At 65.4% G+C, this 16,975-nt stretch carries 18 protein-coding genes; 4 read left to right on the top strand and 14 right to left on the bottom strand.

Features of this window, described 5'->3' with window-relative positions:
• Positions 1–46: 46 nt before the first annotated feature.
• Positions 47–5,041, top strand: coding sequence for a hypothetical protein (locus ACVILL_RS29720; protein WP_456732308.1), 4,995 nt, complete (start codon positions 47–49; stop codon positions 5,039–5,041).
• A gap of 49 nt (positions 5,042–5,090) precedes the next feature.
• Entirely contained in the window at positions 5,091–6,038 is a 948-nt protein-coding gene (locus tag ACVILL_RS29715) for a hypothetical protein (protein WP_456732307.1), read from the top strand.
• Between the two features lie 20 nt (positions 6,039–6,058).
• On the opposite strand, the gene ACVILL_RS29710 is transcribed toward ACVILL_RS29715, so the two are convergent.
• The 4 genes from ACVILL_RS29710 to ACVILL_RS29695 are packed head-to-tail and all read right to left on the bottom strand — an operon-like array spanning position 6,059 to position 8,099.
• Positions 6,059–6,400 carry a hypothetical protein gene (locus tag ACVILL_RS29710; RefSeq protein ID WP_456732306.1) on the bottom strand — a complete coding sequence of 114 codons (342 nt, stop codon included), beginning with the start codon at positions 6,398–6,400 and terminating at the stop codon, positions 6,059–6,061.
• Positions 6,397–7,215: a thermonuclease family protein gene (locus ACVILL_RS29705; protein ID WP_456732305.1), complete on the bottom strand. Its 819-nt coding sequence runs from the start codon at positions 7,213–7,215 to the stop codon at positions 6,397–6,399. The genes ACVILL_RS29710 and ACVILL_RS29705 overlap by 4 nt, the downstream gene beginning before the upstream one ends.
• A 7-nt stretch (positions 7,216–7,222) precedes the next feature.
• A complete protein-coding gene (locus ACVILL_RS29700; RefSeq protein WP_456732304.1) occupies positions 7,223–7,432 on the bottom strand; it encodes a hypothetical protein in 210 nt (69 codons plus the stop codon).
• A gap of 52 nt (positions 7,433–7,484) precedes the next feature.
• Positions 7,485–8,099, bottom strand: coding sequence for a recombinase family protein (locus tag ACVILL_RS29695; protein ID WP_456732303.1), 615 nt, complete (start codon positions 8,097–8,099; stop codon positions 7,485–7,487).
• 315 nt (positions 8,100–8,414) lie between these two features.
• Here ACVILL_RS29695 and ACVILL_RS29690 point away from each other — a divergent pair, with 315 nt between their 5' ends.
• The gene (locus ACVILL_RS29690; protein ID WP_456732302.1) at positions 8,415–8,636 is read left to right on the top strand and encodes a helix-turn-helix transcriptional regulator; all 222 of its coding nucleotides are present in this window, start codon (positions 8,415–8,417) and stop codon (positions 8,634–8,636) included.
• A gap of 594 nt (positions 8,637–9,230) precedes the next feature.
• Here ACVILL_RS29690 and ACVILL_RS29685 read toward each other — a convergent pair.
• From ACVILL_RS29685 to ACVILL_RS29640, 10 genes are all read right to left on the bottom strand, one after another.
• Positions 9,231–9,743 carry a hypothetical protein gene (locus tag ACVILL_RS29685; protein WP_456732301.1) on the bottom strand — a complete coding sequence of 171 codons (513 nt, stop codon included), beginning with the start codon at positions 9,741–9,743 and terminating at the stop codon, positions 9,231–9,233.
• Positions 9,740–12,451, bottom strand: coding sequence for a DUF3987 domain-containing protein (locus tag ACVILL_RS29680; protein WP_456732300.1), 2,712 nt, complete (start codon positions 12,449–12,451; stop codon positions 9,740–9,742). The genes ACVILL_RS29685 and ACVILL_RS29680 overlap by 4 nt, the downstream gene beginning before the upstream one ends.
• Positions 12,448–12,639 (bottom strand): hypothetical protein, encoded by a 192-nt coding sequence (locus ACVILL_RS29675; protein WP_456732299.1) that lies wholly within the window; start codon positions 12,637–12,639, stop codon positions 12,448–12,450. The genes ACVILL_RS29680 and ACVILL_RS29675 overlap by 4 nt, the downstream gene beginning before the upstream one ends.
• The gene (locus tag ACVILL_RS29670; RefSeq protein WP_456732298.1) at positions 12,636–13,049 is read right to left on the bottom strand and encodes a hypothetical protein; all 414 of its coding nucleotides are present in this window, start codon (positions 13,047–13,049) and stop codon (positions 12,636–12,638) included. The genes ACVILL_RS29675 and ACVILL_RS29670 overlap by 4 nt, the downstream gene beginning before the upstream one ends.
• Positions 13,050–13,182: 133 nt before the next feature.
• Positions 13,183–13,401, bottom strand: coding sequence for a hypothetical protein (locus ACVILL_RS29665; RefSeq protein WP_456732297.1), 219 nt, complete (start codon positions 13,399–13,401; stop codon positions 13,183–13,185).
• Positions 13,402–14,003: 602 nt separating this feature from the next.
• On the bottom strand, positions 14,004–14,249 hold the full coding sequence (locus ACVILL_RS29660) for a hypothetical protein (RefSeq protein WP_456732296.1): 246 nt from the start codon (positions 14,247–14,249) through the stop codon (positions 14,004–14,006).
• A gap of 223 nt (positions 14,250–14,472) precedes the next feature.
• Positions 14,473–15,075, bottom strand: coding sequence for a hypothetical protein (locus ACVILL_RS29655; RefSeq protein ID WP_456732295.1), 603 nt, complete (start codon positions 15,073–15,075; stop codon positions 14,473–14,475).
• The gene (locus ACVILL_RS29650; protein ID WP_456732294.1) at positions 15,072–15,677 is read right to left on the bottom strand and encodes a hypothetical protein; all 606 of its coding nucleotides are present in this window, start codon (positions 15,675–15,677) and stop codon (positions 15,072–15,074) included. The genes ACVILL_RS29655 and ACVILL_RS29650 overlap by 4 nt, the downstream gene beginning before the upstream one ends.
• Positions 15,661–15,918, bottom strand: a complete 258-nt coding sequence (locus ACVILL_RS29645) for a hypothetical protein (protein ID WP_456732293.1) — start codon at positions 15,916–15,918, stop codon at positions 15,661–15,663. Before ACVILL_RS29645 ends, ACVILL_RS29650 begins: the two co-directional genes overlap by 17 nt.
• Before the next feature lie 55 nt (positions 15,919–15,973).
• Positions 15,974–16,234, bottom strand: a complete 261-nt coding sequence (locus tag ACVILL_RS29640; protein ID WP_456732292.1) for a hypothetical protein — start codon at positions 16,232–16,234, stop codon at positions 15,974–15,976.
• Between the two features lie 217 nt (positions 16,235–16,451).
• Between ACVILL_RS29640 and ACVILL_RS29635 the strand changes: the two genes are divergently transcribed.
• Entirely contained in the window at positions 16,452–16,934 is a 483-nt protein-coding gene (locus tag ACVILL_RS29635; RefSeq protein WP_456732291.1) for a helix-turn-helix domain-containing protein, read from the top strand.
• Positions 16,935–16,975: the final 41 nt, after the last annotated feature.

Below are 16,975 nucleotides of genomic sequence, written 5' to 3'. Positions count from 1 at the left end.
CATCGTCACACGCGTGGCATTCCAGCGGGCAGGCCTCGGCCACCCCATGGACGACGTCATCGTCACCGGCCATGACCACCGAGGAGCCCCGGCCACGCTCGAACTGCAGGCGAAGCGCACGATTGCCTTCACGGCGAGCGACACGGTTTTCGCCGACGTGGTCGCGCTGGCCTGCCAGACAGCGACCAAGTCGGAGTTCAACACGACGCGTTATGAGCTCGCGGTGGCAATCGGCCGCACGTCCACCAAGATCGAGCAGCACATCCAGAATGTGCTGAAGTGGGCACGCGAGTACCAGGACGCCGAAGGATTTTTCGCTCGACTGACGCAGCCCGGTGCCGCGCACCAGGAGATGCGCGATTTCGTCGAAGCATTTCGCGATCACATGCGCAAGGCCGGCGCGGCGCATGCCGACGCATCCGTGTGGCGATTGCTATCTCGCTTCCAGGTGCTGGCGTTCGACTTCGAGCAGCCCGGTTCGGTATGCGCGCAGCTGGCCCGCGAGCGCTGCACGCTGATCCTCGCGCCCCAGGAAGTGGGGCGAGCAGGCGAACTGTGGGATTCGCTCCAGCAGATCGCGTTGCACGTCGATGCCGCTGGCGGAGACCTAGACGCCCGCGCATTGCGCGATCGACTCTCCGCCGAGCGGGCCTACCAGATGGTTGGCGACCGCCGCCTGCATCTCGCGCGTGAGCGGCTTGCAGAAGCCGCGGAGAACACGCTCGCCACCATCAGCTCGCACGTCCACGGCGTGGCTATCGATCGTAGCGGCCGTGTTGCCGCAGCACTCGCTGCGCTTGAGCAGGCGCGGTACCTCGAAATCCGCGGCGCCGGCGGCGTCGGCAAGTCGGGGGTGCTGAAGGATCTTGCGCAGCGCATCGGCGTCGAGTCCCGTCTTTTGGCCGTCGCCCCACATCGTGTCCCAGCGGGCGGATGGGCGGCGCTGCAAGCGCAGCTCGGTTGCGACGCGAACGCGCGCGAGTTCCTGACCGACCTGGCAGGCGATGGCGGCGGCACGCTGTTCATCGACGGCCTCGACCGCTTCGACGACCCGGGGCAGCGGGCCACCGTCGCCGACCTGATTCGTGCCGCAGCTCAGGTGCGCGGGTTCCGCGTCGTGGTCACAGCGCGACTGGACTTCGACGCCGATGCGCGCGCGTGGCTGCCGGCGCAGGCTCTGCAGGATCTCGGCGAAGCGCCACCGTTGGTCATCGAGGAGCTCGACGACGACGAGGTGACTTGGCTTCGGGGCGCCAACCCTGCGCTCGCCGCGCTGCTACGGCCCGGACATCCAGCCGAGAAGCTCGTGCGCAACCTGTATCGCCTGAATCGACTGGCGCGCAGCGTGCCAGCAGGGGCTGCCGCGCCGTTCAGCGAAGCACAGATGGCATGGCAGTGGTGGACGACGGGCGATGGCGCGGATGCCACTGGTCGCCTGGAGCGGCGGCGCGTGCTTCGATCGCTGGCGGTGCATTCGCTGGCCTCGTCGGCCCCCATGGATACCAGCACGTCACCGGCGGAGGCGGTCACCTCGCTGACCGAGAGCGGATCACTCCGTGCGCTCAGCTCGGTTCGCGTCGAGCCCGAGCACGATGTGCTGCGCGACTGGGCGATCGGTTGCCTGCTGTATGAGGAGCCGGAGCACTTCGCCGCTATCGCGCTAGACAGCCACGCGTCAGCGCGTCTGGTGCGCGGCGTGGAGCTCGCTGCCCGGTTGCACGCAGAGTTAGGCAGCGATGCGACGGCATGGCGCGCCCTGCTCGATCGGGTGAGCGTGCCCGGCGCGCACGGCTCATGGAAGCGCGCTGTCCTGCTCGCCCTTGCTCGTTCGGAACGCGCGGACGAAGTGCTGAATCGCTGCTTGCCGGCTCTGGCCGCGAACAACGCCGAGCTGCTTGCCGATTTGGTCCGTGCGGCCGTAACCGTCGACTCACAGCCGGCCGCGCCACTCTGGGCAGCACTTGGTGCGGACACGAGCAAACTCACCGATGACTTCGTCGCGCCTCGTGGTCCGGCGTGGCCCAACTTGATCATGTGGTCGCTCGCTATCGGAGACCGCCTTCCCCACGCAGTCGTGCCGCAGTTCGTCGACCTCTACGGTCGCTGGTGCAGCGCATTCGGGGGGCAGGACAACTTGTCGCCTCTGCTGGTAGCGCGCCTGTATGCGTGGTTGGTCGAGGTCGAGGCGAAGAACCACCCGACCGGGTCCGACTTCAACACGTGGATGGCTACCAGGAACGCACCTGGATTGTCGATGACGGAGGCGCAGGAGAGCGACCTTCGGACGAGCTTTCTCCTGTGGTGCAAGCTGCGCCCGAGCGACGCCGAGTCGTATCTCCAGGGCGTGGCCGCCCATCCGCATCGGCACGTTCTATTCCGGAAGCTGCTGCCGTTTATGGGCACTGCGCCCCAAGCAGCGCCGCGAGCCGTAGCCGACCTATTCCTGGAGGCCTTGCCCGAAGGGGACGCCGACGAAGACCATCAAGGGTCGCGGCTGCGGGACGTTTTCGCGGCATGGGATTTGGAGTATTTTCCCGCGTCGCCGGCGCGCGCGCCATTCTATGATTTGCTTCAGGCGAACAAGGAGGAAGGGCTGCGGCTGGTGCGCGGTGTTATCGCGCACGCTGTACGGCGGCGCTCTCGCGGCAGAGAGCCAGGCGACAACCGCATCGAGATTCCACTTCCTAGCGGCCGGCGCTCGTTCCTCTGGCGCCAATCCTACATGTGGTCCCGATCGCAGGACGCCTATATCGCCGCGTCGGCGCTGATGGCCTTGGAAGCGTGGGCGCACCTGCTCGTCGAACGCGGGGAGCCCGTGCAGACCGTGATCGATGACGTACTTGGCCCCGAAGGATCCCCGGCGGCCTACCTACTCGTTGCGGTCGATGTGCTGCTGTCGCATTGGCCTAAGACGCGGGAGTGCCTGTGGCCATTCGCGGCATCGGCCGAGTTGCTGGCGATGGATCGCCAGCGGTACGGCTACGACGTCGTCAATGCCGACGGCAGCTCCATCGGCTGGGTGCATCCTGAACCCGCCAGCGCCGTTCGGTTGGACAACTTGCGGCACCGCCCCTCACGCCGCAGGCCACTCGACTTCTTGCTCAGCCAGTACGGGGTATATGGCCCCGCGGAGGTGCGCGAAGCGATGGAGAAGGCGCTGCGGGACGAGGCGGCACGAATCGGGGCGCCGGATAGTGAAAGCCGTGCAATGGCCGATCCGAAGTTCGCCGCCATGAGCGCGCTGAATCAGCTCAATCCGGCGAACTACGTGCAGGGAGGTACGGACGACAACGGCCGCTCAATCATCGAGTACGTGGCGCCAACCGACGAAGCACGGTTAGCCCGCGAATTCGCGGAGCAGGCACAACTCGGAGGCGGTGAGGCTGCGATTCAATGGCAGATCATGCGAGCCCTCACCGAACCACCCTGTTCCCCTGAACTTCTTGAGCGGGGTGTACGCTGGGCGACACGCGACACGTCAGCGTCGCAGGACGATCCGGACAAGGATGAGCAGGAGCGGATCGAGCGCACGCGGTTCATCGTCGCCGCACTGGTAATGCGCGATGGATCGCTGGAGCTGAAGGCCGCGCATGGTGATTGGGCGCGCGCCCAGTTAGCGCAAGCGGTGAAGCGCGAGCCGAACGACCGCGGGTCCCCGCAGCAGCTGCAGTTCAACCCGGCCGCGATCGCGGCCGTAGGTATCCTGTCCGCATACCGTGACGATCTTGATCCCGCGGACCTTTCTCGCCTGCTTCACCTGGCAGCCAGACCAGATACGGGCATGGCAGCGGTGCTCCGCGCCGAGGTGGCAGCGCAGCGCCCCTTGCGCCTGGAACTCACACGATCACTAGTTCGCCTTGGTTTGGCATCTGCCATCCATGCCCTCCCACAACGAGACGACAGCGACTTCCGCAACATCGACGACTATCGTGCGCGCCATGAAGCGCAAGAGACGGCGCGCAAGGAGGCCGAGCAGACGAGGCTGCAGAGTGCGGTTGACGCAGAACTGCGCTGGCTCGCTAACGAGGGGCCAGAGCCCGGATGGCCTGACCTACCCGATCCGTACCCGCCCAAGGAGCGGCGCAGAATCTCGCGGCGGCGACAGAAGCGATCCCCTCCTCCACCACGCGTTTTCGCGCTGCACGCGCCAGCAGCGGCTCAATGGTTGTCGCTCGCGGACCAACTCTGGCGCACGGCCAATCCCGAAGTGCTATGCGCGTTGGTGCGGCATTGCTGGCCTTGGACCGCCGGCGCGAATGGTGTGGGTTGTGAGCAAGATGAAGAGCCTGGCGAGCGACCATTCGAGTGGAACGACGCCTATTTCGCCGCCGCACTCGCATGCGCGGTCTCGAGCGGAGACGCGGGCATCAAGGAATTCGTGCTCGATCCCCTCGCCCAGTTGCCGGACGAGCGATTCTTCGATGCGGCGGAGGCCGTGCTGCATGCATTGGATCACCTGTGGCTGAACGTCGGCGCGGTATCGGACAACATGGCCGTATCGATCCGCGAGGAGCTGGCGCAGCGGCTTGTGGCGACCTCGTCATGGCGCCACCTCGCATCCGAGCGCTCCGTGGGCACCGGCATGCACATTGCTGGAGCGATTGCCGCAATGTTCATGGGGCAGCACGAGATGGGACGCGGGCCACGCTGCTACGTCCTTCCCCCTGGAGCCGCCCGCGCTGACTTGCTCCTGCCCATGCTCACGCAATTGGCCGAGCAGGCAGCCGGGTCCACCTTTGTCGCTATCGCGTTCCTCGGACTGCTGGAGGTCGAGCCGCACGCGGATCGGCTGACGTTCATCGCCCGTGCGGTGGCGGCGTGGTGGCGGGTTCAGGGCGCACGTTCCGAGTTCTGGATCGATCACGGGATCGGGCGGCGCCTATGCGACTGGATCGACAAGGCAGTGCTTGGCGCGTCCGCCTCGCCGACGGTGCTCGACAGCGCGGAAGTCACCGCGGTCGTCGACATCCTGGTGCAATGCGGCACGCCGTTGGCGAGCGCGCTCGAGCAGCGCCTCGCGGCCCGCCGAAAAACGGACTGACTCAAATCAACAAGCCTCCGCAAAAGCTGGGGCGGCTCATGAGCTACCAATGAACGCTTCTGATTTCTGGAAGAACTTTCGTCTCGGCGAGGAAGTACACATCGCAGGGGCCTTCATCTACAACGGACTTCGTCGGTTCCACGAACTGCGACTGCTTGATCACGACGACGAACTGTTCGAGTTCCTCTACAACCTGTCGGTTGGACTCGAACGGATCTTGAAGATCGCCGTCGTGCTGCATGAGCACACCGACACGACCGATCAGGAAGCGCTGGAGCAGTCCCTCATCACGCACAGCCACTTGGACCTGGTGGCACGGCTGCGAAAGCACGTCACAATCAACTTCGGCAAGCCGCAGAATGACCTGCTTCAGCTCTTGAGCACGTTCTACAAGACACTTCGGTACGACCGGTTCTCTCTCAATTCGGTCTACGAGGGAAAGAAGGAAGCCGAGGCGATCCGCAGACTGCTGGGCAAGCACCTGAACGTCGAGTTTCCCGATAGCTCCTTCGCGTTCGGCACGCGCAACGAGGACCGCTACCGCGCCTTCATCCGGCGCACGGTCCTGAAGATCTCACAGACGATCTATAAGGTTGTCCACGACCGCTCCAGCGCGCTTGGGCTGTACACGTATGAGATGCGGCACGGTTCGAAGGCACAGAGCGTATTCCTGCGCGAGGTCGACATTGGCGACGAGGACGTGCTCTGGAAGGAGCTGCTCATCTTCTTCATGAACGTGGGCGCGAGCACGGGCTACCTGAAGTTCCTCAAGGGGATCGAGCCATTGGACTTCGATCCTGCCCTGGTTGGCGACTACCTCGATTGCTTCAAATCGGATGCATCGAAGGCCGAAACCATGGATGAGCTCGAGTCCCACTACGAAGAAATGGATTCCAAGGAGCGGAAGGAGCGGCTCGAAATGATGGGCTTCATCGGCGCGCCTGGCGTCTACTTCGACGATCCGGAGGATGAGCTTCCCGAAGAAGACACCAACTGACCGCCAAGCGAACTGACCGCCTAGTGGTCCGGCCCGGCGCCTGGTTCAGTTGGGACGGCATCTCTGCGCCGCAGTTCTTCAACGGCGCTTCTGATCAGCCCTTCGTCCTCAGCGTCCTCGGCCTCGGCGTTCCAGCGCAGTCGGCGCCAGAAGAAGTAGATGCCCGCCAACAGGTCGTCGGTGCTGGCCGCGGCCATGTCCGATTGCACGAGGCGCGCGATCGCCGCGAGCTCGTCGACGGGCCGCGCGTCGCCACGTGGGCCGGCGATGCTCGCGCACCAGGACTCGATCACGCTCCAGGATGCGCCCGGCAACGGCAGAGCGGCGCGCTCGGGCGATTCGAGTTCGCGTGAATCCCTCATTGCAGCTCCCTCGGCCCACCGGCCGCCAGCACCCACACCGCACCATCCCGCCGATACCTCTGGCCCCTGCCCCAGCCGATTCGCACGCCCTCGGCCTTGGCGCACTCCTTGCAGATCCAGCCCCACACATGCCCCCGTCCAGATAGCTCGGCATCGATCATGCAGTCGTTGAACGGCCGGCCGCATAGGTCGCAGCATGCCGGCGCACCACTTGCGCACGTGGTCATGGCACGCAGCGACTCCAGCTGCATCGACCGGCCGCCCCCATTCGCACCCTCACGCTTGGCCTTGCGCCAGTCCCATGGCGGCGTCGGCCCCGGATCAACCCACAGCCCCGCGCGCTTGGCCTTGGCCTCCTGCTCTGCAAACTCGTACTGCCCACGCGCCTGGGGCGTCTGTTCGCCGGCATATGCCCGGTACCACCAGGCCATGCCCACGGTGATCATGGCGAGGCCAGCATCGAGCGTCTGCGGCCCGTTTGAGGCGGATGCCGGCGCCACCCACGCGTTGCACACGCTGCGGCCGTAGCGGTCGATCTTGATGCACTCCAGGCGCGCTGGCTTGTCGAACACGAGATCCGACATCGCCTCCTTCGCGCGCTGGCCGAATGGCTGGCCCTTCTCGGGCGCGTCGATGCCGGCGAGGCGCACGCGCAGCTGCTCGTAGGCGCCTGGCGCGCCGCAACGCGCGGTGATGGTGTCGCCATCGCTGACGCCGACCACGAGACATGTGCGCGGCTCGGCGGCGTGGGCGGTGAGGCTTGCCAGCAGGATGGCGGCGAATGCAAGGCCGGCGGAGGTGAGGATCGATTGCATTGGTGGCCTACCGCCGCACTTCGGCCAAACACGCCGCGCGCACATCCGAGCTCTTGATGGAGTAGCACATGCCTGGCTCCTTGCGGGCCTTGGCGATGCAGTGCGCACGGGCGTCCGAGTCGCTGATGGTATAGCAGGCACCGGCATCAGCGGCGCGCGCCGATGTCGCGAGATGCAGCATCGCGGTCGCGGCCAGGAGAGTGAGAAGGTGCTTCATGTTCAATTTCGTCTTCGTGGCGAGATGGATGGGGATCAGGCGTCGGCGCACTTCATGCGGAGGCTCCGGCAGTGGTGCGAGCGGCAGCAGCGCAAGCGCGCTTCACAGTTGCTGCGCTCGCACTGAAGTGCCGGGCCGTCGCCGTAATGCTGGCCCCGTTCTCGCGGCGCCACTTGGCGACCTCAGCGGCGTCATGCTCAACCGGTCGGCCGAGACTGGTCTTGCCGCGATGGGTCTTGCCTGTCAGCGCCAGCGCTTCGCGGGCGGCAGCACGACCAGCGTCGGCACGTGCGCGGATGCGGTTGCGCTCCATCTGGGCGATCTGCGCGAGCAGCGCTAGCAGCAGCTCACCAGTGTCCCCCTCGATAGGCCCGAGGCCGTGGACGTTCACGCGGACTCCCAAGGCACGCAGATCGCGCACTGTGCACTGCACGTCGATGCTGTCTCGGCCCAGCCGATCCACGGCGTAGACGCACAGCTCCGGCTTCTTCTTCATGGCGCGGATCGCCGCCAGCATCGCGGAGAAGCCAGGCCGTTCGGCCGCAAGGGTAGCGCCACTCACTCCGTTATCTTGGAATTCCATCGCGAAGTCGCCGCCCATGGCGTGGCGCTGGGCTTCGATGCTCTGGTCGGTGGTGCTGACGCGGTAGTAGGCAATGCGGATCATGGCGCCTCGGCTCAAAAGAAGACGACTAATTATGAGCCGGATCAAATATCTCGTCAATAACTTATGAGCCTAGGTGTTTGGGGCCACTTCTACATGGCGCAAAAGGAGTAAGTTTTGGTCCGGGTCGCGCCGCGCTGGTGAGCAGCGCCGGCATCGACACCGGCCGCGAGCGCACCAGGCAAGCAAGCTCCAACGGCAACCAGGCGGCGCGTCTGGCAATACCGCGTCTGTGCACGTCTGTTCCCGGGGTGCCGGATGCACTTGCATGCAGCAAAACGTCGTGCCACGTCGTCCGCCCTCCACAGGGGCGCACCAATGACGGACGATCCGCAAGAAACTTTTCTCACAGTCAACGAGCTCTCCGCCCGCTATGGCGGCAAGGTGAAAGTGCGCACGCTCAACAACCTGCGCTTCGTCGGCGGTGGCCCGCCCTTCGTAAAGATCGGCGGCAGGGTGCTCTACAAACTGTCGCAGGTCGTGGAGTGGGAGGAGCAACGCAACGTGAGGACCACCAGCGAGTACACGCACGACCTTTGATCTGCCCTGCTCCACCGCGCCAGGCCGGGCGGCGAGCAGGATAGCCCGAGCAGGAATCGCCATCGGGCCTGTGAGCGACTTTTCCGAAGGGTCGCTACCACCCCACCACCTACCACGCCCACGCCTCACCAGCGAGGCGGCAGGCGGCACGTCGGCGGCCAAATAGGTCGGAGGCTGGGGTTGCGCGCGCACGCGCGCGCGCGAGGGCCTTCAATAGCGCCAACCGTGGCGTGCTCCAGCAACCACCATCGCCCCCGCCCCGCGCTCCCACAGGCCAATAGCCCTGTTGACCTTGTAGTACGCGTGCGCGCGATGCGCGTTTAGAGAGAGAGAGAGAGAGAGAGAGAAAAAAGCATTTTCTATTCGCGTGCGCGTACAACAAAGTCAACAAATCAGACCGCGGCAGGACTGCGGGACCGCGTTGATAGTGGTCGCGTTGACTTTGTTGTACGGGATTCACGCCTGTTGACTCTGTTGTATGGCGACAGCGCATGTTGACTTTGTTGTACGGGACTCGCTGTCGGGCTTGCCACTGCCACCCGGACAGAAAAACGCCAGGTCGATGCCTGGCGTGAACGTGAGCGCGGGGTGCAGTTATGCAGACGGCTGCACGGTAGTCAGCGTGGCGGGCCCTAGCAGCCCCGTGAAGGCCGCGGACGCGCGGGGCTCGATGAAGCGGCAGGCGAACAGGCGATCACCCCAGTTGGTGAACCCGCTCTCAACGACCGACCTCCCCCAGCCGCGCGGGTCTCCTAGCCCGTGGTTCTTCCCGCCGCAGCCGCACACGCACTCAAGGCCGCGAGCATTCATGCAACGGTCATCACAGGCATGTGGGTCCTTCACCTCCTGGAACACCCAGAGCCGGCCATGACGACGGATGACGTGCATTGCTAGGGCTTCGAACCACGCCCTGGGCGTCTCCCAATGCCGCCGCTCCTTGTCCCAGCGCAGGCGCCAGGACGCGCGGCCCGCCTGCTCGATCCAGGCGCGGTTGCCGGGATCGAACGGAAGGCGCAGCAACAGCGGCTTGCCGCTCTCGGCCAGCTTGACCAGCACTGGCGCACCTGAGTGGCTCGCCTCGCGCCAGAGGAGCGCCGCGTCGGTCATGATGCCTGCTCGGCCATCCCGTACGCCGCCTGTAGCTCGCGCAGCTTCTCCGCCGCGATTCTGCGGCGCTCGCGCTCCTCGTCAGCGTGCTGGGTGAATGCCTTGTGCACCGCTGGATTGACGTCCCAGGCCCGCGGCTTGCCGTCAGCGCCCAGGTCTTCGACATCCGGCTCCAGCCACGCCATGGTGGCGAGCCCCTCAACAGCATTGCGCACCTCCCACGGCTGCAGCTTGCGCGCGGCCTTCCAGTGCTGGGCGATGTCTCGGCTCGTCACGCGCGTCCATCCCCTCGCGAGGATCAGGCGCGCCAGCTGACGCATGTGTTCCTGGCGGTCGTGCGCGTCGATCACGTTCGTGTAGAAGTGGATCGCGTGGTGCAGCAGCACGCCGCACAGCAGCCTCTCCACCTTCTCGGCCGTCTCAGCTGTCACCTGCCGCGCGCACGGGTGCACAGAGGCCACGGCGCACTCGATGACGTGGTAGGTCAGGACCAGCCGGGCAAACAGGCCGGCCCACTTTCCTAGCCAGGCCTTCATGTGATCGTTGTCGAAGGCCATCATCATCTGCTTGGCGTGGAGCTCGACGCGCTCACGGATCTCGTAGGCGGCCTCGGTCATGATGACCGCCTTGTTCCCGGGCATGATGCGGGCCAGCTGGTCGAACAGGTCGCTAAAGCGTGTCATCGCCTCATGATCGGGCGCCCGGTCTTCGCCAATCTCATACCTCGGGGTGGCGACGATCGGCATGAAGCGCTGAAGCAGACCGTCGCCACCCAGGGTGCTCGCGATCCGGCGCATCGTGTCGGGTTGGATGCCGCCGATAATGCAGACCGACCAATTCGGCACGTGGACGGCGCCGCGCACCACGCGATCAATGCTACGCGGACCGCCGTTATACGTCTCGAGCCACGAGGCGCGGTCGCTGCCACCCTTACCCGCCGCCTTGTAGCTGTCCATGCTGCCGATCCAGCCGGCCAGCTCGTCGCGCAGGCACAGCACGCCCCGATCGTTGTCGCGCAGCACCTCCGACAGCGCCTCGACGGTGATGTCTTCGACCACCATCCGCTTGCGCGGCGGTTCCTTCGGCTCTCGCGCGTCGCGATCTTTCTTCTTTGTGTCCTTCCACTCGTCGTGCTGCTCGCGGTACTGCGCGTAAGCGGTATCGTTCTGTTCACGCAGGGCAGCGTCTAGCCGGCGCATGTGGCGCGTGGCCTTGCTGACCGCCGGAGATTTGCCCGTCGAAGGGTCGCCCACGAGAGCCACCCACAGGCGCGGAGATTCGAGCCAAAGCGGATCCTTGCTCTTGACCTGAAGCTTGATGCCGTCGTGGATCGCCGACGCGGCTGCGACCAGCGCGGACATGCTGATGAACGACGGGTCGCAGCCGAGCAGCCCGGCTTGGTCGTGGGCATATGCGGCGATCGCGGCCGGCAGGACGTCCATCGGCACCTGCGGCGGTTTGTGCACGCCGAAGGGGTCGACCGGCGGCCCGAAAGGCGTTGCGTCCTTCTTGCTGGCCGCAGCCGGCTTCGAGGGAACGGGGACGCCAGCGTCACCCACTGCCGGCAGTGCGGCCTGCAGGGCGAGATCCTCAGTATCGAGGCCGCACTCGCGCAGCAGCTCCATGAACGCCGGCGAGCGGAACGGCGTGGCGAACTTCACGCAGTTGCGCAGGATGTCGGCGCCGGGGAAGTTCTCGCCGCGCCACGTGAGCCCGAGGCGGTCGATGTCATTGGCATCGCGGCCATCGAGCCCGCACCACTCCGGCACCACGATGCGTGCACCAATCGCCAGCGCAGCCTTGAGTGCCATCTTTGTGCCGACAGACTCGGCCAGCGCCTCCGCATCGCGGTCCGAGAAAACGACGATGTCGGCCTCAGGCACTCCCTCACGGATCGCCCGGGCGACGGGTTCCAGGTTGCCGGCGGCGAAAGCAATGACGACCGCGCTCCCGGTGCACTTGTGGATGCTGGCGCCAGTCGCATAGCCTTCGGCGATCACGATGGTTTTCTTGCCATCGATGGTCTTGGGCTGCCCGATGGGGAAGAAGTGTCCCTTCGTTGTGCCACCGGCCAGGTAGACGCGGTCCTTGCCCAGCACGTTGTCGCCGTCGGGAAAGATGAACTGGACAGAATGGGTCTTCTTCCCCATGTCGCGCATCTGGACCAGAAGCGCGTCCTCGATGGTGTGCACCTCGCCGGTGTCGCGGTCAGTCCGCTCCCAGCGGCCGATCTTGAGCCCATAGGCGGGCACCCGCTTGCGCATCAGGTATGGGTGCTCGTCGTTCGCCGGCTCGGCCTCGACCCACATCTTCGTCGCGCGAATAGCAGCTGCAGCTTCACGTTCGGCCCGCTTCGCCGCCTCATGCTCGCGGCGCTGAGCGCGCTCGGCGTCACGCTGGGCACGCTCTGCCTGCGTCAGCTTCTTGGCTTCTGCCGGCGCATTCCAGCCGGCGTCCAGCGCGGACTTGAACAGGGTACGCCGGGTGACCGGGCCGGGCTTGATGGAGCGCCAGGTTGCGCGGAAGTCAGAGGCGTCGAAGTTCTCGCCGCGCTCGCTCCAAGCGCGTGCCTCGTCTTCCGGCACGCCGGCGTCGTGCGCAGCCATCAGCAGCTTCACCCAAGGCTCGCGCTCCAGAGGAGGCTCAATGTGATCCAGCGCGCTGAGGGCGCGATCGAGGTCGTCGTTGTATTGGGGCAGCGCGCTCATGCGCTCTCCTTGGTGGTGTGGTTGATGGCGTGCGCGGTAGTGCACTGGGAGACCTGGCGCGCGACGGCGGCGATGGCGCTGGCGGCGCTAGGCCCGGCCAGCGCGCCAACCAGGACGGCGACGAGCACCAGGCGGTCGATGCCGCGGCGGCGGCAGGTGGCGAGGAGCGAGACGAGTGCGGTGCTCATGGGCGGCTCCCTTCGAGCAGCACGCGGCGCTCAGCCACCAGGTCGATCAGTGCACTGACGCCAGGGATTGCGAAGCGAGGGCCCCAGCCGCTCTGCGATTCGTGCCAGACGACGGGTGCGTCGTCCCAGCTGATCGAACTGCCCCGCCGGGACCGCCCTTCCCAGTACGCGCGAGCCCGAGGGAGGCCGGCGCGCAGTTGCGTGGGCAGCCGACCGCCACGGATGATCTCGATGCGCTCGTGCGCGGTGCCAACACCGTAGACGGCGACGCCCAGCCCGTGGTCCGGCCCCGCAAACAGATCCAGAAGACTGCGCACGAAGTGCAGCGTGGCGATGCGCGCACCGGCTGCGGTTACGAAATCTGTCGCGATGAAGCAAGGGACGAACCCTTGAGTGTTGTCGTTGGGCATGTGGCCTCCATGAGAAAAAACTGGGAGGCCGTTGCAGAGCTGGTAGTCGTGCTGTCAAAATCGCACATCGTCATGTGCCGCTCGCAACGGCGTTTTTGGGAAGCCCCGGCCTCGGAAAAGGTCGGGGCTTTTTTCATTCGGCAGTCTCCGACTTGCTCGAGGCCAGTCCCTCGAGTGCATCGAGCGCCTTCACGAGGACAGCGGACTGCCGACTGACGTCGCCGCGTGCCATCCGGCGAAGGCGTGCGGCGTCTTCCTTCCGGACGACCAGGCGGACGATCGTTTTGCCAACTGCGTCCAGCCGGGCGCGATATGACTCTTGGCGTTCCGCGTCGCTGTGAGCTTGCTGCATGCATTTCTCCTTCGTGGTGCTTGTGCTGATCATGTGCATCACGACGGCGCTAAAAACCTCCCATCGGGAGCTTGTTTTGCGCAGTCATGAGCAACGCATGGAGCCAATTTCATCGTCGAACCCGATTCCTGTACATGCCGCAAAAATTTCGATGCAGCTCGTCGCGTGCGTCAAGAAAATCGTCGATGCACGTAGAGTGCTTTGCAGCTACTCAGGAATACCTTGCACTACCTCTTGCGACCCTATCGGGTTCGAGATGCGCGATTAAGAAAATCAACAGCTGCTCAGACGTGCGTCACCTGGCGATCCAGTGACGGACGTGATCGAGAGCAGCGAATACCGCGAAGGACGAGCTGCTCGTGCTGCTGGCGCATCAAGACGAACATGCCGGCGCAGAGCTCCTGATGAGCGGCTTGCAGCAGCTGAAGGAGCTCACGAAACGCCACTCCGCGCCACGGTAGATGGCCAAGCCTCTCGATCGAGCGAACGCCTGATCCCACTTTTCCGGATTGGTGTCGCGCTTGATCATGATCGTGCGTGCCGCCATCGGCTACCAGTTGGCTCGGGGATTGCGTCGAGGCGTGCCTGCGCGGCGCCCGCGCTCACGCAGACTCGCCAGCAGCAGCCTTTGCAAGATGCGCCAGCACCTGCCCGCCGTGCCAGCGACCAGGGCTTATTGCAGCCGGAAACTCGGCCGACTTGCAGCGGCGGTACAACGTCGGCGTGCTCCAGCCAGTCAGCAGCAGCACCGCATCCGTCGAGAGCTGCGTATCCGGAAAGGTCCGCGCCATCGCGACCTGTGCGATCGCGCGATCAGTCCGTGTTTTAGTGATTTCGGCTCTTGCCATTACAGACTCCAAATGAGCGCCACCGAAGCGGCTTGAAGTCGATTACAGCGTCACGACGAACCTTGAACGACTCCGCCCCTGCGCTGCTATTGAGTACTAACTGCGCCCTGCCCGTTTTCGTGAAACGCAGACTTCATGTGCTGCAAAGGAACCCAGCGGTTAGGACAAGTGACTACGAGTCATTTGCTCTTTTCGTCGTCGTCGCATCCTCGCTACATTGGCGCTACTCGCCGCCCTGGCCTGCACCGTCCACGCGCTCGACGACCACCAAAGCTGCTTCGCCGCCGGGGCCGAATGCGACGGCGTCGAGACCCCACGCGCGGCGCTCATTCTTTTGCATCAGGTCCATTGCCTCGGCCGAGTCTCTGGCGAGCCGGATCTGGGCTAGGTCGCCGCTCCGGATGGCTTCGTAGAGCTTCCTGCGCACTAGCTGCCACTCGAGGCGGTGGCGGGTGATGACCTCGGCTCGAGCCTCGCTCGCAACCATGTCGGCGGTCTCCCGCTCGGCCTTCTGCTTCTGCTCCTCGGTGGGGTCCGCGCCCATTTGCTCCAGGCGCACCTGGTGCTGATCGGCGATTGCCGCTGCGCGCCCCGACAGCTCAGGCAACGCGCGCCGCTGTACGCGCCACGGATGCCCGGCCTTGTCTGCGTCCCTCTTCCAGTGGCGAATCGTGCTCTCCGCCAGGCCCATCTGCGCGGCGACCTCAGCACACGTCGTGCCCGCCTTGCCTTCAAACAAAGCCCTCGCCGTGGCGCGATGCGTTGCGCTGTCCACGTAGCCGGCGAACTTTCCACCGCGCACCTGGGGCCGTTTCTCGCCACTCATCTAGTTGTGCCCTCCTCACTGCTGGCGTCGCACGCATCGCACTTCACCCGCCACTTGCCGCCAGGCGCGGTCAACAGGCCTTGCAGTTGCCCTCGTCGACATGCCGCGCACCACGCAGGCAGCGGCGTCCACACTTCGGGGGTTTCATCCTCGAGTTCGAAGTCCCCATCCATGAGCGCGGCCTGCGCCTCGGGATGAAGCCCCAGCAGCGGCTGGCGCGGTTGAGCTATCTGCCAGCCGTCTCCGTGCGGATCACCTTGGCAGCACCACGAGTGACGCTCGAGCAAGCCTTTACGTGCACGCTCAAGCACAAGGCCAGCCACGCCGCAGCGCCCACACTTGTACTCGTGGGTTTCGGCCTTGGCATTCCATGTTGAAGGCCAAGGCCGTGGCCGTGGCGCGTCCGCGAACTTCGCGCCATCGGGCAGTCCACGCGCGACCCGAGCGATCGCCTCGGCACCGTGCAGCGCAGTGACTAGCCGGATCTCGATCGTGCCGTCTGCGAGCTCGACGCCAACTTCGAAGGGGCGCGGTGGCCTGTACTCGACGGGTGGCTTGCCCTTGGCATTGCGGCCCTTGATGAATTCATACTCGCGGTTCATGCAGCTCACGCAACAACCGCTGGAAACGATGATCCGCTGCCCAGTCTGCCCGCACCGTACGCATGCTCCAGACTTGGCCGAGGCCGGCCTCCGCCGCGGTGGTGCTGTCGTCGACGCTGAACCGGCACTGGACGCATGCAAGCGGCCGGTGTGGCACGTGGCGCAGCTGCTGCCGGCCTCCGCCGCCTGCCAGCGGGTGGCGCACGTTTCGATCGTCATATTCGCCGACAGCCTTGTGCACGCGAACATCTTCCGACCCGGCATGAGCTCGTGCTCGAAGTAGGTGGGCTGCACGCTCACTGCGCCTGCTCCGCCGCTGCCTTGGCCGCGCGCTGGGCGGCGGCCCAGGCCATGATGTCCGCCAGCAGCTTCTTGTCGTCGAACAGGGCCAACGCCGCCGCGACGACGGTTGCCTGCGGACTGCCATCGCGCTTCGTCAGCCGGCGGAGGCGAGCGGCAGTCTCCGCGTCGAAACGAAGCGTGATGCGCGTGAAGCCGGCGGCCTTCTTGCGTGCGCGGCTGGCGGCTTGGCGCTGGGCCGGTGAAGTAGTGCTCATTGACGGCAATCATGGTTTCACGACGCTGTCCTGTGACCACCGGCCGTGACCATGTTGGCCGGCGCCGTGGTCACACAGGATGGTCACAGCCGCCACATAGGCCGCGTCTGGTTGTCGCACATTGCGAGTCAGGCTGCCCAGGATCTTCTGACTCGCGCTGCACTTGTTGCCCGGCACTACCGCGTTGTGCCACGCATTACCCAGGAGCACTGGGTAGATGACAACGAGCAACAGCACCCACGACGCGGTGACCAGCGCGCTACTGCAGGCGCGCTTGGCGCTGGGGCATGCCGAGGATCCACACCTCGCCGACCTCATCGATGCAGCGCTCCAACGCCGCTCATCAGCCGTTGCGCCGCCGATCGACAAGCGCATCGCCCGCGCCATCGAGTTCGTCGGAGTGCACCTCGCTGATGGCCGGCTCACGATCGAGCGGCTTGCCGGCGTCGCCGCCATGAGCCAGTTCCACTTCGCGCGCAAGTTCAAGAAGGCCACCGGGCACTCACCGGGCGTCTACGTACTGCAGAAGCGGCTCGTGCTGGCGCGGGAGATGCTGGCGCACCGGCAGCACATGAGCATCGTCAACATCGCGCTCACAAGCGGTTTCGCGAGCCAGTCCCACATGAGCACCGCCTTCATGAAGGAGTTCAGCGTCTCTCCCGGCCAGTTTCGCAAGGCCGCGGCGGCAAAAAGGCGGTGAGCAGTCGGACACGCGCGACAAAAACCCGGCATGACGCTGGC

This window comes from Bradyrhizobium sp. USDA 3364, from assembly GCF_054056355.1.
This window is presented reverse-complemented; position numbering and strand designations above follow the sequence as displayed.